This is a genomic window from Paenibacillus lautus NBRC 15380, from assembly GCF_004000945.1.
Classification (GTDB): domain Bacteria; phylum Bacillota; class Bacilli; order Paenibacillales; family Paenibacillaceae; genus Paenibacillus_AQ; species Paenibacillus_AQ lautus.
Genome location: NZ_BIMF01000003.1, coordinates 351,176 through 375,657, shown reverse-complemented (window position 1 = coordinate 375,657; position 24,482 = coordinate 351,176). Strand labels below are relative to the sequence as shown.

Annotated in this window: 22 protein-coding genes; 15 read left to right on the top strand and 7 right to left on the bottom strand. The window is 51.3% G+C overall.

The window, feature by feature from the left end:
* The 7 genes from PLA01S_RS08825 (at position 1) to PLA01S_RS08795 (ending at position 6,773) form a co-directional block, all read left to right on the top strand.
* Positions 1-1,389 carry a four-carbon acid sugar kinase family protein gene (locus PLA01S_RS08825; RefSeq protein WP_127591655.1) on the top strand — a complete coding sequence of 463 codons (1,389 nt, stop codon included), beginning with the start codon at positions 1-3 and terminating at the stop codon, positions 1,387-1,389.
* Positions 1,390-1,424: 35 nt separating this feature from the next.
* Positions 1,425-2,081: a GntR family transcriptional regulator gene (locus PLA01S_RS08820; RefSeq protein WP_127591654.1), complete on the top strand. Its 657-nt coding sequence runs from the start codon at positions 1,425-1,427 to the stop codon at positions 2,079-2,081.
* A gap of 53 nt (positions 2,082-2,134) precedes the next feature.
* A complete protein-coding gene (locus tag PLA01S_RS08815) occupies positions 2,135-3,160 on the top strand; it encodes a zinc-dependent alcohol dehydrogenase (RefSeq protein WP_127591653.1) in 1,026 nt (341 codons plus the stop codon).
* 75 nt (positions 3,161-3,235) lie between these two features.
* Positions 3,236-4,222, top strand: a complete 987-nt coding sequence (locus tag PLA01S_RS08810; RefSeq protein WP_127591652.1) for a TRAP transporter substrate-binding protein — start codon at positions 3,236-3,238, stop codon at positions 4,220-4,222.
* 30 nt (positions 4,223-4,252) lie between these two features.
* Complete coding sequence (locus PLA01S_RS08805; RefSeq protein ID WP_127591651.1) at positions 4,253-4,753, top strand: TRAP transporter small permease; 501 nt, start codon at positions 4,253-4,255, stop codon at positions 4,751-4,753.
* Positions 4,753-6,033 carry a TRAP transporter large permease gene (locus PLA01S_RS08800; protein ID WP_127591650.1) on the top strand — a complete coding sequence of 427 codons (1,281 nt, stop codon included), beginning with the start codon at positions 4,753-4,755 and terminating at the stop codon, positions 6,031-6,033. The genes PLA01S_RS08805 and PLA01S_RS08800 overlap by 1 nt, the downstream gene beginning before the upstream one ends.
* A 77-nt stretch (positions 6,034-6,110) precedes the next feature.
* Positions 6,111-6,773, top strand: coding sequence for a class II aldolase/adducin family protein (locus tag PLA01S_RS08795; protein ID WP_127591649.1), 663 nt, complete (start codon positions 6,111-6,113; stop codon positions 6,771-6,773).
* A gap of 86 nt (positions 6,774-6,859) precedes the next feature.
* On the opposite strand, the gene PLA01S_RS08790 is transcribed toward PLA01S_RS08795, so the two are convergent.
* Positions 6,860-7,402: an HXXEE domain-containing protein gene (locus tag PLA01S_RS08790; protein WP_246059399.1), complete on the bottom strand. Its 543-nt coding sequence runs from the start codon at positions 7,400-7,402 to the stop codon at positions 6,860-6,862.
* A gap of 156 nt (positions 7,403-7,558) precedes the next feature.
* Positions 7,559-8,161: a TetR/AcrR family transcriptional regulator gene (locus PLA01S_RS08785; RefSeq protein ID WP_127591647.1), complete on the bottom strand. Its 603-nt coding sequence runs from the start codon at positions 8,159-8,161 to the stop codon at positions 7,559-7,561.
* A 320-nt stretch (positions 8,162-8,481) separates the two neighbouring features.
* Here PLA01S_RS08785 and PLA01S_RS08780 point away from each other — a divergent pair, with 320 nt between their 5' ends.
* The 3 genes from PLA01S_RS08780 (at position 8,482) to PLA01S_RS08770 (ending at position 11,667) form a co-directional block, all read left to right on the top strand.
* Positions 8,482-9,414, top strand: a complete 933-nt coding sequence (locus tag PLA01S_RS08780) for a carbohydrate ABC transporter permease (RefSeq protein WP_174819199.1) — start codon at positions 8,482-8,484, stop codon at positions 9,412-9,414.
* Entirely contained in the window at positions 9,411-10,235 is an 825-nt protein-coding gene (locus PLA01S_RS08775) for a carbohydrate ABC transporter permease (protein WP_127591646.1), read from the top strand. Before PLA01S_RS08780 ends, PLA01S_RS08775 begins: the two co-directional genes overlap by 4 nt.
* A 73-nt stretch (positions 10,236-10,308) precedes the next feature.
* Positions 10,309-11,667, top strand: a complete 1,359-nt coding sequence (locus PLA01S_RS08770; RefSeq protein ID WP_127591645.1) for an ABC transporter substrate-binding protein — start codon at positions 10,309-10,311, stop codon at positions 11,665-11,667.
* A 175-nt stretch (positions 11,668-11,842) separates the two neighbouring features.
* Here the strand turns inward: PLA01S_RS08770 and PLA01S_RS08765 are convergent, their stop codons facing one another.
* Positions 11,843-12,718, bottom strand: a complete 876-nt coding sequence (locus PLA01S_RS08765; RefSeq protein WP_127591644.1) for a LysR family transcriptional regulator — start codon at positions 12,716-12,718, stop codon at positions 11,843-11,845.
* 132 nt (positions 12,719-12,850) lie between these two features.
* Between PLA01S_RS08765 and PLA01S_RS08760 the strand changes: the two genes are divergently transcribed.
* Positions 12,851-13,771, top strand: coding sequence for an NADP-dependent oxidoreductase (locus PLA01S_RS08760; protein ID WP_127591643.1), 921 nt, complete (start codon positions 12,851-12,853; stop codon positions 13,769-13,771).
* Positions 13,772-13,942: 171 nt separating this feature from the next.
* Positions 13,943-14,854, top strand: a complete 912-nt coding sequence (locus tag PLA01S_RS08755; protein WP_246059398.1) for a DUF4097 family beta strand repeat-containing protein — start codon at positions 13,943-13,945, stop codon at positions 14,852-14,854.
* Between the two features lie 180 nt (positions 14,855-15,034).
* On the opposite strand, the gene PLA01S_RS08750 is transcribed toward PLA01S_RS08755, so the two are convergent.
* The 3 genes from PLA01S_RS08750 to PLA01S_RS08740 all read right to left on the bottom strand — a co-directional run bounded on the left by PLA01S_RS08750 (position 15,035) and on the right by PLA01S_RS08740 (position 17,561).
* On the bottom strand, positions 15,035-15,736 hold the full coding sequence (locus PLA01S_RS08750) for a MerR family transcriptional regulator (protein WP_127591641.1): 702 nt from the start codon (positions 15,734-15,736) through the stop codon (positions 15,035-15,037).
* A gap of 120 nt (positions 15,737-15,856) precedes the next feature.
* Positions 15,857-16,729 (bottom strand): alpha/beta fold hydrolase, encoded by an 873-nt coding sequence (locus PLA01S_RS08745; protein ID WP_127591640.1) that lies wholly within the window; start codon positions 16,727-16,729, stop codon positions 15,857-15,859.
* A 205-nt stretch (positions 16,730-16,934) separates the two neighbouring features.
* Positions 16,935-17,561 (bottom strand): CGNR zinc finger domain-containing protein, encoded by a 627-nt coding sequence (locus tag PLA01S_RS08740; RefSeq protein WP_127591639.1) that lies wholly within the window; start codon positions 17,559-17,561, stop codon positions 16,935-16,937.
* 316 nt (positions 17,562-17,877) lie between these two features.
* Here PLA01S_RS08740 and uvrA point away from each other — a divergent pair, with 316 nt between their 5' ends.
* The 3 genes from uvrA to PLA01S_RS08725 all read left to right on the top strand — a co-directional run bounded on the left by uvrA (position 17,878) and on the right by PLA01S_RS08725 (position 22,820).
* Positions 17,878-20,379 (top strand): excinuclease ABC subunit UvrA, encoded by a 2,502-nt coding sequence (gene uvrA, locus PLA01S_RS08735; RefSeq protein WP_127591638.1) that lies wholly within the window; start codon positions 17,878-17,880, stop codon positions 20,377-20,379.
* 29 nt (positions 20,380-20,408) lie between these two features.
* A complete protein-coding gene (locus PLA01S_RS08730) occupies positions 20,409-22,172 on the top strand; it encodes an ABC transporter ATP-binding protein (RefSeq protein WP_127591637.1) in 1,764 nt (587 codons plus the stop codon).
* Between the two features lie 258 nt (positions 22,173-22,430).
* Positions 22,431-22,820, top strand: a complete 390-nt coding sequence (locus PLA01S_RS08725; protein ID WP_127591636.1) for a tautomerase family protein — start codon at positions 22,431-22,433, stop codon at positions 22,818-22,820.
* Positions 22,821-22,906: 86 nt separating this feature from the next.
* On the opposite strand, the gene PLA01S_RS08720 is transcribed toward PLA01S_RS08725, so the two are convergent.
* Complete coding sequence (locus PLA01S_RS08720) at positions 22,907-24,442, bottom strand: methyl-accepting chemotaxis protein (RefSeq protein WP_127591635.1); 1,536 nt, start codon at positions 24,440-24,442, stop codon at positions 22,907-22,909.
* Positions 24,443-24,482 lie beyond the last annotated feature (40 nt).

Sequence of the window (24,482 nt, the reverse complement as noted above, 5' to 3'; positions counted from 1 at the left end):
ATGAACCACAATGAGCTGCTGCTTGCTTTCTATGGCGATGATTTCACGGGTTCGACGGATGCGATGGAGGCGCTGGCCCGAAGCGGTTACCGCACGGTGCTGTTTTTGGAAGCTCCTTCGCTTGATCGGCTCAAGAAGTTTGAAGGCCTGCGCTGCATAGGGGTAGCGGGTACCAGCAGAGCCAAATCCTCGGAGGATATGGAAACCGAGCTCCGGCCGGTATTTGAGAAGCTGTCCATGAGCGGTGCGCCTCTCGTTCACTATAAGACATGCTCCACCTTCGATTCTTCACCGGAGGTTGGCAGTATCGGCCGCGCAATTGGGGTGGCAAGAGACTATTTTCCCGATCAGGTTACGGTTCCGCTGCTGGTCGGAGCACCCCGCTTAGGACGCTATACGCTGTTCGGCCAGCATTTTGCGAAAATGCAGGATACGGTGTACCGCTTGGACCGGCATCCCGTCATGTCGCAGCATCCTTCCACGCCGATGCATGAGGCGGATCTGCGTCTTCATCTGGCGGCGCAGACGGCCGATACGATTGCTTTGATGGATATTGTCGAATTGGATGGAGACCAGGATGCGGTTCTTGGCCGTTATCGTGATAAACTGGGGGAGAAGCCGGGAATTCTGCTGTTCGATGCGCTGGATGAGGACAGGCTCAAGCTGTGCGGGCAGCTGATTCAGGACAAGCCGGAAGGGGCGGGGGCATTCGTTGTCGGTTCGTCCGGCGTCGAATACGCCTTGGCCGCCCATTGGGATGAGCTTGGACTTGCTTCCCCTTCGCTGGAGAATAGCACGACCAAAGCGCCGGTCCGGCCTACCGATACGATTCTGGTGGTGTCCGGGAGTGCCTCGCCGGTCAGTCGGCTTCAGATTGAGCGGGCGATAGCCGCAGGGTTCCGCGGCATTCGCATTACGCCAGACGTGATCGAGGATACCCATGATACTGCCCAGTCGGAACTTGTTCAGCAAGCTGTAGACATTCTCGCTAAGGGACAAAGCGTGGTGCTCTATACGGCGCTTGGCCCGGAGGATGAAGCGATCGGTGAGACGCGAACGCGGTTGAAGGCCATGGGACTGATCGGAGCGGAAGCGGGCGAGTTTATCGGCAGAAGCCTCGGGAAGTTAACGAAGCGGGTCATGAATCACGCCAGGCTCCGCCGGATTGTCGTCGCTGGAGGAGATACCTCCGGTTTTGTCACCAGCGAAATGGGCGCCTACGGGCTGGAGATGATATGGGACATATCCCCGGGGGCTCCGCTGTGCAGGGTATATTCGGATGACGCCGGCCTTGACGGTCTGGAATTGGCCCTCAAGGGCGGGCAGCTGGGATCGCCGGATTATTTTATCAAAGTACGGGATGCCGGATTCCCTGAACCGGATCAATAGCACGGGATCAATAGCCAAGATAGGAGAATCAACGAATGATGATGGATAAAAGCAAAGGGACCACTTCTTCTCTTCTGTTAAAAGACGTGGCCTACAATGAAATCAAGGAAAGCATTCTGAACGAGAAGTTTGAGCCGGGACGATTCTTGTCCGAGCGGGAATTGATTGAGCTGCTGGGGATGAGCAAGACGCCGATTAAAGCAGCGTTGACGCGGCTGGAAGCTGAGGGCTTTGTCACGGTCTCCTCGAAGCAGGGCATTATCATTAATGATTTATCCGTGAACCGGATCGTGGATATCTACGATCTTCGGATCGCGCTGGAGACCTTCAACTGCCAGCAGGTCGAATCCAGACTGACGCCGGAGCAGGAGCAGGAGTTGGAGAGCAATTTAGCCGAAACTGCCGATATCGTCAGCCGGCTCGACGTCAAGAATTTCGCCCAGGCCGACCATGATTTCCACCTGATCCTATGCGAGTGCACGGGCAATCAGGAAATCCACCGGGTGCTGCTGAACTACCATGATCATCTGCAGCGAATCACCCGGCGGCATCTGCGGAAGGATCCTCACCGGATGGAGAAGTTCCTGGAGGATCACTGGAAGATCTATGAAGCCTTGAAAACCGGCAAGGAGAGCAGCGCCGACGTGATGCGCAAGCATCTGCAGGAATCAAAGCAAGCGCTTTTTATATAACAGAGAGATACGGGATCACACCGCGATTTTGAATTCATCAAGGGGGAGAGACAATGAAGGCTGTATATGTGGAGGATGCGTACAAAGTTGTCGTTAAAGACGTGGACATACCGGAGATCGGGGCAGGTGAAGTGCTGATCCAGGTAAAAGCAGCCGGCATTTGCGGCTCGGATATTCATACCTACAAAGGACTGCACCTGTTTCGGAAGCCGCCTGTCATTATCGGCCACGAAGTGTCCGGCGAAATCGTGAAGGTGGGCAAGGACGTCACATCCTTCCGGATCGGCGATCGGGTAACCGTGGAGCCCCAGGTCGGCTGCGGCAAATGCGATTACTGTCTGACGGGTAGAACGAATTACTGCGCGGAACGGGGAGCACCGGGCCTGAAGGGCTGGTACGGTTCGATGGCGGAGTATTTTGCGGCGCCGGAAGCATGCGTCTTCAAGCTGCCGGATCAGCTGGACCATGAGCTGGGCGTGCTGGTTGAGCCCTTCGCGGTAGGGGTCCATGCGGTACGCAAAGCCGGGATCGAAGTCGGAGACAAGGTCGCCATTCTCGGTGCCGGACCGATCGGGCTGCTCGCCATGACGGCTGCGAAGGCTGCCGGCGCTACAACGCTCATGGTGACGGACGTCATGGATTATGCGCTTGAATCCGCGAAGGAGATGGGGGCTACTCACACCTTAAACATCCGCGGCAAGGAACGTTGGACCGAGGAAGCCAAGTCGGAAATCGATGGCGAATTTGATAAGGTGCTGATTGCAGCCGGGGTTCCCGGGATCGTGGATGATGCCCTTGCCTTGCTTCGCAAAGGCGGCCGCTGCGTAACGATAGCGATGTTCCATGGCACGCAAACCTTCGATATCGTGAATCTGCAGCAAACCGAGAAGGAAATCGTGGGCTGCATGACGTATACGCGCGAGGATACCATATCCGCCATCGATTTATTAGCCAGCGGAGCGGTGGACGTCAAAGCCGTCATATCCCATCGACTGTCTTATGAAGATGCCGCGGAAGGGTTCCGCCTGGTAGACAAGAAGGAAGATTCGTCCCTGAAGGTCATCGTCACCTTTTCATAATCAACATTTCCCCGCAGCTTCTGCTTCTAGCGGCGGAGGCTGCAGGAACTTCATATCAGATTGGGGGAACGACAAATGTGGAAAAGACTCGCAGTTGTCATGGTGGCTGCACTGCTCATTGTAAGCGCTTTATTTATGACGAAGCCGAATACGGATGAGGGCCCGATGAAGCTGAGGCTCGGTCATATTACGGGCGAATCCGATCCGTGGCATCTGGGCGCGCTCAAATTTGCGGAATTGGTGAAGGAAAAAACGGGCGGCGAGATCGAGGTAGAGGTGTATGCCAGCTCGATGCTCGGGAATGACCGTGACCTGATCGAAGGGATGCAGATCGGATCGGTGGATTTTGCGCTGCCGGCGGGCGTGTTATCGAATTTCTACAGTCCTTATGCCATCTTGGAGCTGCCGTATTTGTTCCGGGACAAGCAGCATTTGGAGAACGTGCTCTATGGGGATGTCGGCGATGAACTGAAGCAGAGCTTGCTTGACAATGCCGAGGTCCGCGGTCTGGAGTTCTGGATGAGAACCCCGCGCGAGCTGACCGCCAACAAGAAGATTGAAACGCCAAGCGATCTGCGCGGCTTGAAAATCCGCGTGCCGGAGATTCCGGCTTCCATTGCGGCTTGGGAAGCGATGGGCGCGACGCCGACGCCGATGGCCTTTGGCGAAGTCTATTCATCGCTGCAAACCGGGGTTATTGACGCGCAGGAGAATCCGGTTGCTTTTACGGCCAGCTCCAAGATTCAGGAGGTCCAGAAGTATATGATGATGACCGATCATGTATACGGCTACGTGATGCTCGCGATGAGCGAAGTGACGTATCAACGCTTGAATGAGTCTCAGCGGCAGGCTATTGAAGAAGCGGCCAAGGAAGCGACGGAATACGAGAATCAGCTGGTTTTTGAACAAGAAGAGCAGATCATCAATGAGCTTGAGGAATTCGGTACGGAGTTTGTGGAAGTGGATAAGGGATCGTTCGAGGCGGCAGCCAAATCGGTGCATGAACGCTTTGCCAACATGTACGGAAGAGAGCTGTACGACAAAATTATCAACACGCCATAACTATTTTTTCTTCAAGAGGGGGGATAAGCCATGCGGCAGACATTAAAAGCGATCGATACGCTCAACAAACTCGTAGGCATCGCAGTGGCCATGATCCTGGGTGTCATGTCCATCCTGATTATCATGCAGATTATATACCGGATTGTCGGATATCCGCTTCACTGGTCCGAGGAGCTTGCCAGATACTTGATGGTTTACCTTGTATTCCTGGGTTCCTCGCTGGCGCTGCGCCATCATCGGCTGGTAGCGATCGAGCTGCTGCCGGAGCTGGTGAGTGAAGTCAACCGAAAGGTGGTTCGAATCACCGTCATGGCGATATGCATCGTGTTTTTCGTTCTTTTGCTGGTCCAGGGCATCGATATTCTGGGCCGGGTCTCCGTGCAATCGTCGGCAGCGATGGGGCTTAGCATGTCGGTTCCTTATGCAGCTATTCCGATTGGAGCGGTGCTGCTCATCATGAATGCGGTAGCGGTCATTCTGGAAACGATCGTTTCCGATACCATACCGCCAGCGAAGGAGGAAGGATTATAATGCCTATCGTACTATTCGGATGTCTGATCCTTTTCTTCGCCATCAGTGTCCCGATTGCCGTATCGATGGGGATGGCGTCGGCGGTAGCGATCTGGTGGGAAGGCGGCACGCCGCTGCTTGTACTCGTACAGCGCTCATTCACGTCAACGGATTCATTCCCGCTCATGGCGATTCCGTTCTTCGTGTTCGCGGGTACCTTGATGGAATTTGGCGGGATTTCAAGACGACTGGTGAACCTGGCGAATGCACTTACAGGCCATTTGCCTGGCGGACTCGGACTTGTAACGATTGTAACCTCGATGTTTTTTGCCGCTATATCGGGTTCTTCCGCCGCGGCAACCGCGGCGCTGGGCAGTATCCTGATTCCGGCCATGATCTCCCGGGGGTATCACAAGAACTTTACGGGTGCCCTTCAAGCGACGTCCGGTGAGTTGGGGGTTATCATTCCGCCAAGCATTCCGTTGATTCTATACGGGGTAGCTGCCGAAACTTCCATCGGCGATCTGTTTATGGCGGGTCTCATTCCGGGAATTATGATTGGTTTATCGCTTATGATTGCCGTTTATATTATTGCGAAACGAAAAGGCTATGCTCGCGAGAAGAGAAAGACGCCGCCAGAAGTATGGCAGGCCTTCAAGGAATCCTTCTGGGCTGTCCTGATGCCGATCATTATTCTTGGCGGAATTTACGGCGGTATTTTTACGCCGACCGAGGCTGCCGGCGTTGCCGTAGCGTACGCATTCATTGTCGGCGTATTCGTATATAAAGAGATTAAATTCTCCAAGCTGATTAACATTCTGACGCAATCCACGATTACAACATCCGTGATCATGTTCATCATTGCAAGCGCCGGGTTGTTCAGCTGGATCATGACGCGTGAAGGAATTCCGCAGGCGGTTGCAGGTTTCTTCGTGAACATATCCGATAATCCGATTGTGTTCCTGCTGCTGGTCAACGTGTTCCTGCTCATCGTGGGCATGTTCATGGAATCCAATGCGTCGATCATCATCCTGGCACCTCTGCTGGCGCCGGTAGCAGCTGAATTCGGGATTGACCCGACCCATTTCGGTATCATTATGATCGTCAACCTGGCAATCGGGATGTGCACGCCGCCGCTCGGCATCAATCTGTTCATATCGGCCCAGATCGCGAAGATCCGGCTGGATCAGATCACAAGGGGGATGGTGCCGTTCTATATTGTGTTGATCATTGACCTGTTGCTGATCACGTATCTTCCGCAATTGTCGATGTTCCTGCCGAACTTGTTAGGCGGTAAATAGCAATACGCGGGGCGATGCTCGTCATATGAGTGGTTATTTGAAGTAGAATAAATGCTGAAATACAGGAGGCAGATATCATGGCTAGCGCGGAAACGATTAGAAAAGAACTGCAGCACACCGGCAAGTATATGATGCAATATGACCTTGCGTGGGGTAATGCGGGGAATATCTCCGCCAGAACGGAAGGGGACCGTTATGTGGTTACGGCCAGCGGGACTTTCCTTGGCGAACTGGAAGAATCGGACCTGATCGAATGTGATCTGTCCGGAAATATATATGGAGCAGAGGGGCGCAAACCGTCCAAAGAAACACCGATGCATCGGGCGATTTACGAGAGCCGTCCGGAGATCGGCGCAGTGCTCCATGCTTCTCCGTTCTATACAACACTTATTGCCTGCTCCGATCTGGAGCTCCCGTCCAACATGTTCGTAGAGACCATGTATTATCTGGAGCGAATCGAACGGGTGCCTTACTATCATCCGGGCAGTGACGCGCTGGGCGAGGGCGTTCGGGAAAAGGCCAAGCTCGCCAATGTTCTGCTGCTGGAGAACCATGGCGTGGTTGTGTACGATACGACCATTCGCGAAGCGCGGATGGCCCTGCAAACGTTGGAAGTGGCCAGCCGGATGCTGATTACGTCGATGAGCGCCAAGGTGGGGATTCAGGGTCTTGGTCCGGAGATGGAGCGGGAATTCCTGGAGAAGGCAGGTTATAAGCCTAGACGCGATTGGAGCTTGTAGGATTCGCGAAAGAGTGAGAAGAAGCATGCTTCCGGATGAAGAAGTCCGGAAGCATTTTTTTTTTCTCGGAACATGGAAGGAATGCTCTATATGTTTTGGCGGAAAGGTGCAATACGTTTTCCAAGCGTCAGACCAGTCCATACCAGCAGCAGGGTGATCGGCAGGGCGATGATGATTCCGAGGGCGAATGAAGTCATATTGATGATGTCTGCATGAAGCAGGCGACAGAGCGCATATATCCCGTACGGAATTTCAAGGATGGCGGCAGTAATGACACCCGGGGTGTATGCCCACAGGGCGATCGATGCTCCCACATGTTTCACACCATCCAGCAGGAACACCGTAACAAAGCCCGCGAACAGCGCGTTGAATGGGCTGCTGCTTTCGAAGTTAAGAGCTGTAAAGGCCGTTACGCTTGTGAGAATGAAGCCGATCAGCAGGACGGCAAATGTGAATTGCAGGGTGATGTGTTTATCCCATGGAATGGAAACAGGCGAGAATGGGGAGACTCTGGGGTTATTCTTGTTCTTCCTTAGCCACCATTCCATCGTGGCAATCTCTTCCCCATCGTGAATGAAAAATACAGCCGGCAGCAGCCACAACACCATGGCGAAACTCCAATCTGGCATGATCCTCATTTCTCCCTTCCATCTAACAATTTAGCGATACTGATATAAATTGAGTAAACACTCAAATCTAGCGGACAAAAGAAGCTGATGCAGAGAGGTTCTGTCTGTTCTGCGATCAGCTTTTCTATTCGATCCTTCCTGGATTGACATTGCGACTTAGGATTCTTCATTAAAACCATGCATCAGCAGCCGGACGAGCTCGCGAATATAGGATTCGTCCCCGAGCGGGAGCGCTTCCTGCCCGAAACGGGAATGGAGCATGCAATAGACCAGGATGGAGGAGGTCATCATCATCAACGCAACCTGAATCGTTTGTTCCGGTTGATGCTTCGATTCCGCCGCCTGTTTGAGTATGCTGCTGCCTGCGGTCCCAAAACCTTCGATCAGCCGTGACACCTCATTGGATACCTCGGCATCCCTTATGAGTTCAGGTGACCAAATGAGCATCAGATAATCCATGTTCGTCCTGAGGAACTCGAGGTACGCCAAGCCGTATTGAAACAGGGCTTCCTCCGCAGGAAGCTTCGACAGTTCACCCGCATCCTCCTGAAGCTGCGCAACAAAGGAAAAATTGTTCACGAGGTAGAGCAGCAGCTTCCGCTTATCTCCGAAGTGGTAGAAGATTAGCCCTTCGGCAACGCCGCTTTCAGAAGCAATCTCTTTGGTTGTCGTCGCATGAAATCCCTGCTGCGAGAACAGCTTCAGAGCGGCGTTCAATATCCGTTCCTTCTTGGCATTTCGTTTGCTTGTTGTAGGCATAGGCAGATGGCTTCCTTTTTTGATTACATGATGAATTTAATTTACTGAGTGTTTACTCAAGAATATAATCGATTCCCAGGTATTGTCAACCCTCGAAATATCAAGGGATGGAATGTTCTAAATTTTCATTGTTATTGATAATAATGAAAGGAGGATTTGTATAAAGCATGCTGCCTATGTGATGGAGAAGAGGAGAATCACATCAATTGCTTGTCTGTTTTTCGGCATGCAGTTTATGTGTTTTTTTGTTCTCTTTTTTTACGAATCCTTGCGTCTTCTCGAATGGCAGAGCGAAATTTTCGAAGAAAGGGGAATGTCGGTTGTCTAGCCATGAAAGCGTTTTACACAGCAAGAAACCTAAAAGCGCAGCGATAAGAAAAAGGCTCTGGGGTGAGCATGCTTTAGCCTATGGATTTCTGGCACCCTCCATCATCTTGTTTATGATGTTCTTGTTCTACCCGATGCTGAAATCGGTTTATCTCAGCATGACGATAACGGATCCGCGGGGTCAGGTTGTTGAATTTGTATGGTTGGAGAATTTTATTCGCCTTCTATCAACAGAATCATTCTATAAGAATCTTGGCGTAACGATGATGTTTATTTTGTTTACCGTGCCCACCTCCCTGATATGGTCACTGTTTCTTGCCGCCTTTACCCACAACAAGCTGCGAGGGATGAAGGTGTTTCAGTTTGTCTTCTCATTGCCGATTGTCATTTCCGTGGGGACCGGATCGATTATATGGTTCCTGCTGTTTCATCCTACGGCGGGCATGCTGAACTATTTTCTAAGCCTCGTTCATCTCGGGCCGATCCCTTGGTTAACCGATCCTTCCTGGGCTCTGATCTCAATCTCGATCATGACGATCTGGATGAACATGGGGTTTCTGTTTATTGTGCTGTCCAGCGGTTTACAGGGAGTTCCGGAGGAAATATACGAGAGCGCTAAAATGGACGGCTCCGGGCCGATCCGGACCTTTATCCAAATCGTACTGCCGCTGCTGTCACCCACGATTTTCTTTGCTTTGATTGTATCGGTTATCGGTGCATTTCAAGCATTCGGACAAATTCACATCCTGACCAAGGGTGGCCCGATCAACTCCACCAATGTCATGGTTTACTCCATTTATCAGGATGCCTTCGTCAATTTCCGGTTTGGCATCGGCAGCGCACAGGCACTGATCCTGTTTGCGATTATTCTGCTCCTTACGCTGCTGCAGTTTAAAGTTCTGGAAAAGAAGGTGCATTACCAATGACCCTGCGCGGAATCACGTCCCTGTTCACCTATCTGCTGCTCATCCTCCTGTCTTTGATTGTGTTATATCCGCTCATCTTTACGGTGTTCTCATCCTTTATGACCGAGAAGGAGGTCGCTAATTTTCCACCGCCGCTGTTCCCGTCGAGCTTCTATCTGGGCAATTTTACGGAGGCCATCTCCGGCTTTCCGATTATTCGTTTTATTCTGAACAGCTTCATCGTCTCGTCGGCCATCATGATCAGTCAGGTCATTACATCGAGTCTGGCCGCATACGCGTTTGCATTTCTGAATTTTAAGGGCAAGACACTGCTGTTCGGACTCTTCTTGTCAACGATGATGATTCCTTGGGAAGTTACGATTATTCCCAACTATCTGACCATTAAGGATTGGGGCTGGATGGACAGCTACCAGGGATTGATTGTGCCGTTTATGGCAGGGGCTTTTGGCGTGTTTTTGCTGCGCCAGTTTTTTCTGCAGCTCCCGCGTGAGCTGTTTGATGCGGCGAAAATCGACGGGTGCGGTCATATCCGCAGTTATCTGTCCATGGTGCTGCCGTTGTCCCGGTCTTCCATTGCTACCTTGGCGGTGTATACCTTTCTGACGCACTGGAATCACTTCTTGTGGCCGCTTTTGATCACGAACCAGGCCTCGATGCGAACCGTGCAGATCGGGGTGGCTATGCTGCAGCATGCTGAGGTGATGTCATGGAACCTGATTCTGGCCGGCGTGACCATCGTGCTGATCCCTTCCTTTGTGCTGCTGGCTTTTGGCGTTAAACAATTGGTGAGCGGAATTACCGCTGGTGCGTTGAAGGGTTAGTGCGGTGGTTGGCCTGTCATAGGCAGGTTTATCATAGGAAACATTTTACGAACGAAAGGGGAGGAAAGCGCGGATGAAAAGAAGAACGAGGCTGGTAAGTATCGTGTTAGCTGCGATCATGCTGCTTAGCGCATGTAACATTAACATGGGCGAGGAGTCTGAAAAAGGGGGGGATCCCGTACCAAAGACCGATGCTGGCACTCAAAAAGTGGTGTTCTGGCATGCGATGGGAGGCGCGACAACCAAGGTGGTTGATCAATTAGTCGCTAACTTTAACGCTTCGCAGGACAAGGTGCAGGTAGAGGCGGTATATCAGGGAACCTATGATGACCTGTTAAGTAAACTGAAGGCGTCGATGGGTACAAACGAGGGACCGTCCGTGGTCCAGATGTACGAGATCGGCAGCCGGTTTATGATCGATTCCAAACTAATTACACCCATGCAGGAGTTCATCGATGCGGATCAGTGGGATGTGTCGCAGCTAGAGCCTAACATCAGCGGGTATTATACATTTGAGGATAAGCTGTATTCCATGCCTTTCAACTCCTCTAATCCGATACTGTATTACAATAAAGACCTGTTTAAGGATGCAGGGCTCGATCCGGAAAGTCCGCCCAAGACGTTTGAAGAACTGAAAATCGCGGCTGACACGATATCGAAAAAAGGGAAGGCGGTTGGTGCGAATTTTGCCATATACGGCTGGTTTATGGAGCAGTTGTTTGCCAATCAGGGTGCGGAGTATGTGAACAACGGCAACGGCAGAGACGATCTGGCGACCGAGTCACTTGTCAATACCGAGCCTGGCGAGAAGGTGCTGACTTGGTGGAAGGATCTGATCGATTCCAAGGCAGCCAATAATCTGGGACGTAAAACCGATGATTCCAAGAAGGCCTTTTCGGCCGGTCAGGTCGCCATGATCCTGGACTCAACCGCAGCCTTGAAAGGACTTGTGGATAGCGCGGAAGGCAAATTCGAAGTAGGCACAGGCTTCCTTCCGAAGCCGCAAGGAGCGGGAGAAGGCGGCGTTATCGTGGGCGGAGCAAGCCTCTGGATGATGAACAGCCGTCCTGAAGCAGAGCAAAAAGCCGCATGGGAGTTTATTAAATTTTTAACCTCTCCATCGGAGCAGGCATACTGGCATATCAATACCGGGTACTTCCCGATTACCACGAAGGCGTATGAAGAAGAAAGCGTGAAGGAGAATCTGAAGAAATTCCCGCAATTCCAGACGGCCATTGATCAGCTGCACCAGACGAAGCTGGTTAAAGCGACCCAGGGGGCGGTGATGGGCGTATTCCCTGAGGCAAGACAGATTGTGGAAGGTGCGATTGAGGAGGTACTGAACAATAAAAAGTCACCACAGCAGGCCTTGGACGACGCAGCGAAAGAAATTACGACCAAAATCCAGGATTATAACCGTACCGTGAAGTAGACCTTTTGAATATATGCTAACCAACAATCGCTGTCCGCTTTGGGCTGCGATTGTTTGGGTTTATTATACCGACAGACTCCGGCCGGAGGGAGAATAGCCAAAGATGAAATTAACCGGAGCTTCTAGGGGCTCGAGATAAAAAAACCACGTCGTTTACGACGTGGTTGTGACCCCCTTACCGTGATTCCGCGTAATACTCCACAAGGAAATCACGGAAAGAAATCGCGGCCTTGGACAAGTACCTGGATTCCAGCCATGCAATTTGGAATATGCGGCGGGTCAGAGGCTCCTGAATGCTTAGCTTCGTCAGCTTTAATTCCTCGCCGCTTCTGCATTCACCGATTAAAGCCACGCCAAATCCGGAACGGACCAAATCGGCTATGGTTCCGGGATCCTCCACCTCGCAGACGACCTTCGGCTGAAAACCGGCTTGTTTGCAAAACTCATTATTCATCTTCTGATACGGATGGCCTTCTTTATAACCGACAAACGATTCTCCTGCAGCCTCGCTTAAGTGAATTTGATTTTTTCCGGCTAAGCGGTGGGTAGGGGGAACGGCTAAGAACACCTCTTCGACGAGCAAAGGCAAACTGCGTATATCCGGGTGCCGGATGGGCATGGAAGTGAGAAAGAAATCAACCTCATTATGTTCAATGGTCTGAACCATATCCTCCATCGAAGACTGGATGATATGAAAGTTGACTTTCGGATGTTTGCTTAGAAACAATCTTAAAGGCTCACGGAGCTGCTCCATGTTGGATAGGGCCATATGAATGCGCCCATGCTCCAGTCCCGCCAGATCCTCGACTTCCCGCCGTCCTTCTTCCAGCAGCTGCAGCGCTGCTTTGGCTTTTGCCAAAAATGCTTTGCCATACGGATTGAGACGGATTTGCCGGCCTTGGCGTTCAAATAACGGAGTGCCGAGATCCTCTTCGAGTCTGGAAATGGTCTTGCTGAGCGCCGGCTGAGCAATATGGAGCTCCTCTGCAGCTTTGGTCATATGTTCAAGTCTTGCTACGGTTATAAAATACTTCAGCTGTAACATTTCCATTACGGTTCACCGTCCTTGCTTATATACTCCAGTATATATATACATAGACAATTTTGTATTTTTTATTATCTATCGATGATTATAGAATGATCTCAGAAAGAAGATCAAGGGATTCATGAAAGGATGATCGATATGAGAGCCGCTGCGTTTCGTACGATTGGACCGCCGGATGTCCTGCGTGTCTTGGAATTTGAAGATCCTCAGGCCGGTAGCGGTCAGGTAAGAGTTAGCGTCAAGACAGCTGGCGTACAGCCGGCCGACTGCGGAATCAGGGGGAGCGGCTGGGCGCCGCCCGGCGTGACATTGCGGATGCCGCAAATCCTCGGTAACGAGTTCGCCGGAACGATAGATCAGGTAGGTGAGGGAGTCACCGACTTTGTGGTTGGAGAGGACGTCATTGGCTGGTCTTTACTCGCCTGCTACGCTGAGTATGTGGTGGTCAGCACAGATCAAGTGGTACGCAAACCGGATTCCATGCCTTGGGAAGAAGCCGGTGTCTTGACCGCATCGGGGCAAACCGCTCATACGGCACTTGGGACGCTAGGGGTCGGTCACGGGGATACAGTTTTGATTCATGCGGCAGCGGGTGGCGTCGGTTCTTTTGCCGTCCAAATCGCTCGTGCCTGGGGGGCCCGGGTCATCGGAACGGCAAGCGAGCGAAATCATGATTATCTTCGTTCACTGGGTGCTGTTCCTGTTTTTTATGGCCCAGGTCTTGTAGACCGGGTCAAGGCAGCAGCCCCCGAGGGAGTGAGTGCAGCGCTGGATGCCGCCGGCGAAGAAGCGCTGCGGGCTTCGGTGGAGCTTGTCGGCGACCGGAGCCGCATCGGCACGATTGTAGCCTTCGATCGGGTAGAAGAATTGGGCGTTCGCGCGATCCGCAGTCAGCGATCCAAGGATCGATTGGCCGAACTGGTTCAATTATATGAACAAGGGGAACTGAGGATCCATGTGTCCTGGACGTTTTCGCTGAGCGAAGCGGCAGAAGCGCATCGTATCGTGGAGTCCGGCCATGTTCGGGGGAAGGTCGTGCTGCGAATAGACCAGCCATGAGAACCGCGCATGATGTTGGGGCAATGATTCGTACGCGCAGCGTCATACAAAAGACGGAGGGGGCGTCCCAGACTAAGGTCCAGGAAGAAACTGGTCCGTGGCAGCGTGTTAACTTTTTCCTTCACGATATAATGGACATATACATAAAGAGGAATGGACGTGGAGATTTTTATGAGAAAACAGAGTATGATGGCAGTGAAAATCTCATCGCTGTTGATATTTGCCGTACTGGTGGGATGCGATGCCGCCAATAATGCGGAGGAAGCATTAAATCAGGAGCTTGATAAACTAGCGCAAGTCGGAAATATTGCCGGCGATTCAGCGCTGGCTATCAGTGATCAAGTAAAGCGGGAAGGGAAAGAATTCGAGTTGACGACGGCTCAGGAAGCGGGAGCAGCCGAGGGACTGGCCATCGACCATGCCGTAGGCAATATTGAGCTCATCGCTGTACCCGGTAATGAGATCAAAGTAAAAACCACCGTATGGTTTAACGAAAGCTTCTTCAAGAATGACAATATTCGTACCCAGGTTACGGAGCAGGCGGCCACTTCTTTTACGCTCAACGACGGTACGCTGGAATTAAGAACGCACCCCATGGAGGACTCCAGCAAGAGTTTATGGGATTGGTCGCAGAAGCAATTTGGCGATTCCGGATTCATGATTGATTATGTGATCGAAGTACCGGAAGACCTGCACCATATCCGCATCAAGAATGATGTTGGAAAGATTCGGCTGAATGAATTGAAGGGAGCTTTTGAACTTCAGTTGGGAGCCGGGGAAATTCTGCTCGGTAAAACCGAAATCACGGGCAATTCCAAGATCGTATCCGAAGCGGGCAGCGTGAAGCTGGATCTAGAGCAGATCGATAAGGACAGCACGCTGACGGCCACCACATCGGCAGGCAGCATCACGGCTACGTTTGCGCCGTCCATGAAATATACGCTGGATACTCAAACCGAGCTGGGACAGATTACAGGCGCAAGCCGGGGGCAGAGTGATGTAAACGGCGGCGGAGCGAAAATATCCCTGACTACCTCCGTCGGTTCCATCAAAGTTAATCCACAAACGGCACATGACAGCTAAGAACATGCCAGACTCCATAACGAGATAATCTCTTGGAATAATCGGGGAAAACTCTTCAAATCCCCCTAGTACATAAGGTTATCAAGGATCAATATATATACAAAAAAACAAACACGGATGGAGCTTTCGTGTTTGTTTTTTTTGTATGTGTAAACCATAACGCGAATTGGAAAATGGGGCTTACATTAACTTCAATACTTGGCACAGCTGATATAGATAGTGCACGCCGCGTATTTGGTTATGGTTGCGGTAATTGAGGTACACCAGCGTGTCCTTGAGCACCCGTCTGGCGTTATGAACTTGATGATGCTCGAGCTCATGCAGTACATCCTTAATGACTTCAAGCGGATAGTTGGCTGAGCGAAGAATCCGAACGATCATGATCTGCCGGATCTGCGCGCCATCGAACTTCCGGTAGCCGTTATCCTGATCCCGAGGCAGATTAAGGACGCCTTCCTTCTCCCAGTGGCGGATGGCCGAGGTAGGAACGCCGGTCTCTGCCGCAACCTCCCCGATCGTCAACTCTCTTTTCCGGCCACGGGCATCGACAAGGTCAAGCTGCTCGGTTTCCAGAATGCGGATGGTCCGCTCCGCGAGGATTTTATCCTGCTGCAGATTGGCCTGGACCTCGCTTACGATCCACAGAGCTTCATCCAGCTCGTTCTCCTGCAGTTTGATCATCACTTGCTTTGTAACGTCTACACCGAAACCGGGAAACATGGCTCTGATGCATTCAAAGTAAGCGGCATGCTCCTCGGTATATATCCGGTAACCGTTCGGAGCACGCTTCGCAGGAGGGACAATTCCCCATTTTTCATAGTGCTTGAGCGCACTTGTGGTAACCCCCAGTTTCTTGGCGATATCAATCGGTCTGATACCCATGACGGTCCCCCTTGCCTCATGCGGGTCTGCCTGAATCCTTTTTTCTGGGGGATTGTATCATGAAGTATGACTCAATGAAAAGCCTGTTGGGAAAATAGCGGATCCTCGTCTTGATCTATGTCATGATGATTGCCGTTCCAAAAATGCGCGAATGTATTGGATGATTTCCGGTCCATGTGACTCCAACGCAAAATGCCCGGCATCCTTCAGGATGTGAAGCTCGGCCTCGGGCAGATCACGCAGATACGGATGGGCCCCGTTCTCAGGGAAGATGTGGTCGCCTTGTCCCCATACAATAAGCGTTGGTGGCTGCGCATCCCGGAAATACTGCTGCCAAGCCGGGTACAACGGAGGATTTGATCCGTAATCCAAGAACAAATCAAGTTGTATCTCCTGGTTGCCGGGGCGGTCCAGCAGCGCTTGATCCAGCGTGTAGGTGTCCGGGCTAATAAGGGAGGTATCATGGACGCCATGCGTATATTGCCACTTCGTTGCCTCGATGCTGGTTAACCCGCGCAGAGCCTCACGTTTATCCGGATTCGCGGAATCTTCCCAATATGCTTTGATGGGATTCCAGAATTCTTCGAGCCCCTCGTCGTAGGCATTCCCATTCTGGATGATCAGCCCCCGAACTCGCTCGGGATGGCGTGCTGCAATCCGGAACCCAACGGGTGCACCGTAATCCATAAGGTAGACGTAGAATTTCTGGATATTTAATTGTGCGAGCAATGCCTCGATGAGCTGACTGAAATGGTCAAAACTATACTGGAATTGATCATGGTCAGGTGCACTGCTGTATCCAAAACCGGGATAATCAGGTGCAATCACATGGTACTGATCGGCAAGAGCCGGGATCAATTGGCGATACATTTGACTGGAAGTCGGGAAACCATGCAGCAGCAGGACGACAGGCGAGCCAGGGACCCCTGCTTCACGGTAAAAAATGTCCAAACCTTCGATTTGAGCCGTGTGGTACTGGATTTTGTGTTCCACTCGATAAACGCCTCCTTGAATACCTACGATTTTTTATGATGCGATTGCTATGTAGATCCTTTTGACTGGTCGTAATGATAAGAAAAAAACACCCCCCTATGGTTTTATTAACCATCGTAAATGATTTAAGGGTATTATATATTTTGGTGTTTAACCTGTAAAGTGTTATTTTGGGTATTAAAAAAAGGAATCTTAGATGGTTTATCTAAGATTCCTTCGTTTGCTGCTGTTTCTGACGCTCCAGATAGGCAGCGACCTTCATGCGGTTTCCGCATGTTTTGGGACTGCACCAGCGCCTTGTGCCGTTTTTGCTATGGTCGTAAAAACGAAGCACGCACGCCGGATTTTCGCATTTTTTCACCAGTTTCAGGTCATGGGTGGTTAAAAAATCAACGGCAGATGCGGCGACCGGGGTCAACAGATCCAGCGGCTTGCGAAAAAGCATACGGCTTTTGCGGCTGTACGTGCTGCCTTCTGCCACAAGCGTTGTGCGAGTGATTTGCTCCTGCAGCAGCCCATTGACAAACTGCAGGCTTGCCTCCGTTGAGGTTTCGTTCACACTGCCCGGCTGAATCAGAATAAAGAGGTGATCGCGGAGCAGTCTGGCGGCTTCCACGATTCCGGCTTCCTCCTCGGAGCCAGTCCATACCGCCTTGCGCAAGTTTCGCTCCACCTCGGTCAGCAGGTTAGCCTTGACCTGCCAATCCAGTAAAGCCTCGAAGTCAAGCAGTAAATCCAGCGGCTGACCGTTGACAGCGATTTTGGTATTGACGAAATCCAGTACGGGATGGTTGCCAATAAAATAAAATTCGGGTGCGATTTTTTTCGGCATAGGTACCGCTCTCCTCAGAACATACGATAAGTTTATTTGTAGCCCATTATATAGTCAATGCTGTGTTTACACAAATGAAACGGCACCAAACATTATACATAAACCTTAAAGCTCCGTGACGGCTTTTGATATCGAAAGCGGCGATAGATCAACCTTTTTATGTTTGGGATTTTGTACTTGCATCAATGTTGTAAGATGGGTTTGTAAAATGAAGTATTGGAACTAAGGTTCCAAAATGAAAGAGTATTCGAAGCGAGTTTTATTGCGACGTGTTCCAATGAAGTTATGCTCCATAAAACTTTTAGGAGGTTCGAAAATGGAAGGAACGATTAAGATTCGCGGTGCCCGGGAGAATAACCTGAAGAATGTTTCGCTTGAAATCCCGAAGTACAAACTGGTTGTCATGACAGGACCGTCCGGCTCCGGGAAGTCCACGCTCGCAATGGATACACTGCAGCGGGAGTGCCAGCGGCAGTACATGGAATCCATGGGCATGGTGTCGGACTCGGTCAGCAAGCCGAAGGTGGATTCGATTGAAGGACTTTCCCCGTCGATCAGCGTGGGACAGCACATTACGAACCGGAACCCAAGATCCACCATCGGAACGGTGACGGATATCTACACGCTGCTTCGAATTCTGTTTGCCAAGCTTGGTGAACGTACTTGTCCGTCCTGTGGCGATACGGTGATACCTCATGTGGATGGAGAAGCCTATCACGGACTGGCGGATGAGGAAGAGATCAGCAATTCTCACGAGACGGTTCATTGTAGGCGATGCGGCCATGGTCTCGAAAAATTGACGATGTCGCATTTTTCCTTTAACAAGCCGGAAGGCGCATGCGAGACATGCAGCGGACTCGGTCAAACGGTGAGTCTGAACATGGATGCCGTGTTCCGTCCGGAATTAAGCCTAAGAGATGGCGGGGTGGCAACGTGGTACAGCGCTCTTACCGATTATAACACCAGCATTCTGAAAGCGGCAGCCAAGTATTACGGGTTCGCATTCGATGAGTTCATGCCGCTTCGGGATTATGACGAGGTTCAACGTGATCTCCTGTATTTCGGCGTAGAGAGCGAGCAGTTCAGCCGACATTTTCCTGAGATGAAGCCGCCGAAGTCCGTAGGACAAGGCAAGTACGAGGGCGTGGTTACCGGGATATGGAGGAGGTACCGGGAGAAGGGGAGCGAGTCCGGTGAAGCCTCCCTGTTTCATGAGCATGTCTGTCCGGATTGTTACGGAACGAAGCTCAAGGAGGACAGCCGCCGCGTCCGGGTAGAGGGAGTCTCCATTAACGAAGTCAACGCCTGGTCGATCGGGGAAGCCTTGAATTGGATGGAGGCACTGCTGAATAAGCTGACGGAGGACCAATTAACGATTGTGGAACCGCTTATTCATGATTCCGTCGTCAGACTTAAACGTATTATGGATGTCGGATTGGGTTACATGTCCATGGAGAGGCAGGTCGTCACCATGTCAGGCGGAGAAGCCCAGAGGCTTCGGCTCGCATCGATTCTGGGATCAGGCCTCACGGGGGTGCTTTACATTTTGGACGAACCGACAACGGGACTGCATCCCAAAGATACCAGGGGACTCATCCAGGTTCTGAAACAACTGAGAGATTTGGGCAACACGGTGCTCGTCATCGAGCATGACGAAGAAGTGATGCGGGCCGCTGACCATATCATTGATATCGGACCGGGTGCGGGAACGATGGGCGGTACGGTTGTAGGTCAAGGAACGCTGGAGGAATTGATCCATAATCCCCAGTCCGTGACCGGATCCTACTTCCGGGATAACACGATGCTCACGGCACCGAGTCAGCGCAGGGCTGGAAACGGAAGCCTGCTGACGATCGAGGATGCACATTTAAGAAATCTGAAACATATCACGACCTCTTTCCCGCTCGGCTGTCTCATATCGGTGACAGGTGTATCGGGATCTGGTAAATCCACACTTTTGTTTGATCTTCTGGCGGAATCCGGAAGTGATCAATCAACTCCAATCGGCTGCAAGGCCATCACAGGTTGGGAATCGGTGGGACAGCTGATTACGGTTGACCAATCGCCGGTATCCCGAATGCAGCGCTCCAACATTGCTACGTATACCGATGTTTACACCCATATCAGAAACTGGTACGCCAGCTTGCCGGAAGCCAAGGAAAGTCAATTGACGGCCAAGCACTTTTCCTTTAACACGCAAGGTGGGCGATGCGAGACATGCCAAGGCCTTGGCGTGGTGTCCGTGCATATGCACTTCCTTCCGGAGCTGGAAGTACGTTGTCCGGATTGCAAGGGCAAGCGGTTTAAGGAAGAGGTTCTGCGCGTGACCTATAACGGTTACACCATCTCCGACATTTTAGATATGACCATTGAGGAAAGTCTGTCGATTCTGGAGGATCGACCGAAAATAATGGAATTGACCCAACTGCTCTGCGATGTCGGACTTGGGTATTTGAAGTGGGGACAATCGGTGAGTACCTTATCCGGCGGTGAGGGACAGCGGATTAAATTGGCCAAGGAACTGAGCAAAAAAACTAAGAATCACACGCTGTATTTGCTGGATGAACCTTCAACCGGGCTTCACCCAGGAGATGTCCGGCAGCTGCTCGTTCTGTTGAACCGCTTGGTGAACGCGGGGAACACTGTGATTTTGGTTGAACACAATCTGGATTTGATCTGGCATTCGGATTGGATCATCGATATCGGGCCTGGCGGAGGAGCTGCCGGCGGGTCTGTCGTGGCGACAGGAACGCCTGAGGACGTGGCGGCTGTGGAAGTCTCGTTTACCGGCCGTTTTATCAAAGAAATCTATATGTGACGGGTTGAACGAGAAGGGAGGAAGTTTGAATGGAGCAAACCGTAGATGAGAAGGGCAAGGTAACAAAAACCACAGTTCGATATTTTATCAAGCTGCTGCGTTCTTCGGGCATTCCGAAGCTGGTGCTCTTTCTGGCGATCGTGCTCAGTTTGGTTGGTGCGGTGACGGGACTGGTCGTCCCGCTCATCACCGGCCAATTAATCGATAACTTTGCGGCAGATTCGTTTAATATTCGCACGGTCGGCTTTCTGGCCGTTCTGTTCCTGCTGGAAGCTGTGGCGAGCGGACTTTCCTATTATATGCTTGCCTATGTCGGGAACCAGACGGTCAACAAAATTCGTAAACGGCTTTGGACCAAGGTGCTGGCTTTGCCGGTTCCGTTCTTTGACAAGCATCGCTCGGCAGAAACGATGAGTCGGGTGACCAATGATACGAACGAAGTGAAGACGCTGATCACGGATCATTTGATTGCTTTTTGCTCGAATCTATTGACCGTCTTGGGGGCTGTTGCCATATTGTTTTACTTGGATTGGCGGATGACCCTCATCATCCTGATTGCCGTTCCGGTAGGGTTCGGCATATTAATGCCCATCGGCGGAAAAATGTACAAAATCTCCATCAGTATGTATGGACAGCTGGCCCAGCTGTCCGCCATGCTGACCCAGGTGATCAGCGAGATCCGCCTGGTGAAAGCCTCCAATGCAGAGCGGAGGGAGGAGAAAAGCGGGTACGAGGATATGGACAGCCTTTACCGTTTTGGCATGAAGGAAGCCAAAATCAACTCGGTCCTGATTCCGTTGATGTCGATGGTCATGGTTGTGCTGCTGGTGGTCATCATCGGATACGGCGGCGTTCGCGTCTCTTCCGGCGCGCTTAGCGCAGGCGAGCTGGTATCGTTTATCCTGCTGCTGTTCCAGATCATGTTTCCTTTCAGCCAGTTTGCCACGTTCTATTCCCAGCTCCAAAAAGTGATGGCGGCAACCGAGAGATTGCGGCTTATCCTCGAATATGAGCCGGAGAGCGACGATCGTGCGGTGCGTACTGCACCGGAAGGGCATCGGGACGTTGCATTTAAAGAGGTGACGTTTGCTTACCATGAAGGCGAGACCATTCTGTCCGAGGTATCCTTTTCGATACCTGCCAAGAAGGTCACCGCGCTGGTAGGACCCAGCGGCAGCGGCAAAACCACGGTGTTCTCCTTGATTGAGCGGTTCTACACGCCATCCGGCGGGGAAATTTACTTTGGCTTTGAAGCGATCCGTGATTATACTTTGGAGTCCTGGCGGCGAAAGCTCGGATATGTGTCCCAGGACAGCCCGCTGATGACCGGAACGATCCGGGACAATATCGTCTATGGACGGGAGGAGCCGGTCTCCGACGAGGAAATTGCCGAAGCGGCGAAATTGGCCTATGCGGAGGGATTTATCGAGGCCTTGCCGAGAGGATATGACACGGAGGTTGGGGAGCGAGGCATCCAGTTATCCGGAGGTCAGCGTCAACGGGTGGCGATTGCAAGGGCGCTGCTGCGGAAGCCGGACATCCTGCTTCTGGATGAAGCGACGGCAAGCCTGGACAGCGACTCCGAGCATGAAGTGCAGAAGGCTCTGAACAATCTGATGGTCGAGCGTACGACCGTGGTCATCGCGCACCGGTTATCGACCGTCGTCGAGGCGGACCAGATCATTGTGCTTGAAAAAGGACAAATTACGGGAAGCGGGACGCATGAAGAATTGATCCGGAACCATCCATCCTATGTGGAGTGGGCGAAGAAGCAGTTCCAGACCGGGGAGTAGGAGACAGGGGAGAGATCAATTCAGGCGAGGGGACGGAACCATTCTATAGAAGCGCAGCGGTAGCGCCTTTGTTCCCGAATTTCTACTACAGTATAATAAGTCTAAGAAATCGGGGAACAACAGTGATCGGAAGAAATGATCCGCATATATTGTTCAAATGTGCATCCAGGCAAGAAGGTTTTTTCACTGCTCGAATCGAATGAAGTTATTAGGTAACATAGCCTGAGCTTAGATGAGAATAGAGGAGATGAGCAGAGCATGGCGCAGATCAAAATTTACGGCGTCCGGGATCGGTTGAACCCAGTCAAGGAGCAATTATCGGAAGTGATACACGCATGCGTGGTCGAAGCGTTTGAACTTCCGGAGGATAAGAAATTCCATCGGTTTTTTCCCATGAACGGGGAGGATTTCCACTTCCCTGACGGGAGAACGGATCGCTACACCGTGATCGAGATCAGCGTATTTGAAGGTCGTACTGTGGAGGCCAAGAAACATCTGATTCGATTGTTATTCGAACGGATTCAGAATACGCTGCATATCGCACCGCAGGATGTGGAGATTACGATATTTGAAACACCGCAGCATAACTGGGGAATCCGGGGTTTGCCCGGGGATGAATTAGCTCTGGGTTATAAGGTGAATATTTAGAGCATCCAGGAAGCACGAAGTGCTTAAGGGACAGTCCAAGCGACTGTCCCATTTTATTGTTATGGAGAATGCAGGACTCCCCACTTTCACTCCTTCAAACGTTCTATAATAAGATTTAAATCGGCAACCAGCTTGGTCATGATGTCGGCTGCATCCGAGACTTGCTTAATGGATTCAAAATGTCCCCGGAACGCTTCGACGATTTCATGAGTATGCTCCGCCGTTTCACTTGTAAACTGGGTCATTTCTTGTATGGACTGATTCATTTGGTCGGAACCCGTATTTAACTGCTGTGTGGATGCGGAGATTTCTTGCATTTGGAGCGCTACCTGCTTTACGGCATGATAGATTACTTCGAATGAAGCCTTCGCCTGATCTACAACCTGCAGCCCGGTGTTCATGTTGTGATCCACTAGGCCGATGCTGCCTAACAGATCGGCGGTTTCTCTATGTATAGTCCGGATCAGCTCCGTGATTTCCTCAACGGAGGCGGAGGATTGCTCGGCGAGCTTGCGGATTTCACCCGCTACAATCGCGAACCCTCTATCGGCCTCGCCGGCTCTTGCCGACTCGATGGAAGCGTTTAATGCCAGCAAATTCGTCTGGCTTGCAATACTTTGAACCACCTGCAATATATGTCCGATTCGGGCAATATGGTGGTTTAACGTATTTACTGCCTCTTGCGATCTAGTGACGGATTGACCGGTATTCCTGATCTCGGATACGATATTACCGATTATATGACTGCCGAACTCTGCCTGTCTGGCGGATTCTTCGGATGCAGCTGCGGCTTCTGTTGCCGAAGCTGCCACATGCCGGATTCCTACGGCAATATCGCCAATGGCGGCGGTATTCGCTTTCATAACATGTAACTGATGATGTGCTCCGGCGGCTACTTGCTGAACAACTCCGCCAAGATGCTTACTGATCTCTGTACTGTGCCCTGATTGACTGCTTAGCTGCAGCGCCGTGTCATTCAATTGGAGGGAGGTCTGCGACAATTTCGACGTGATCTCCTCAATGATCGCGGCACGCTGTTGATGCTGTTCCTCTTTTAATAATGTTTCGATCTTCAGTGTGCTGAGAATTTGCCAGCTGGTTGCTGCCGATGTGAAGATCAGGAATAAGGCATGTATGAGAAGCATGGTGAGCGAGTAACTGGTTGTTCCGAACACAAGTTCAGGAATGACCAGATAGCCAAGCAAATGGTGTATGGCAAATATAGCCGTCATCAATACGATAAGTCTTATATCTTTATAATAGGATAATGCAGCAACAACCATAAAGATGGAAAAGTGAAATTCGACGTGACCGCCTGCGCCGGCAATCATCGAAACGCTTCCAAGCGTAAGGATGAGCGTGTGTAAGTACGGAATCATCGGATGATCCGAACGTCTGGCATAGATAGCCAAAGTTATTGCCAGTAGAACAACAGGAAGGGCAAGCAGTATATACAATGTGGGGCCGAACTGACTTTCCATCTCGGAAGATGTGAGCATGCCATGTGCATGCATGGTGTGATCAAACAGATGAAGTTTCCGGGCGAGCAGATGTACGATGCCGGCAATAACCATGACGGCCAGTGAGACTGAATTCATAAGCTTGTTCTTTTGTTTCAGCATAGAAAGTTTATCGCGCTCCTTATTTTTCGATATAATGACA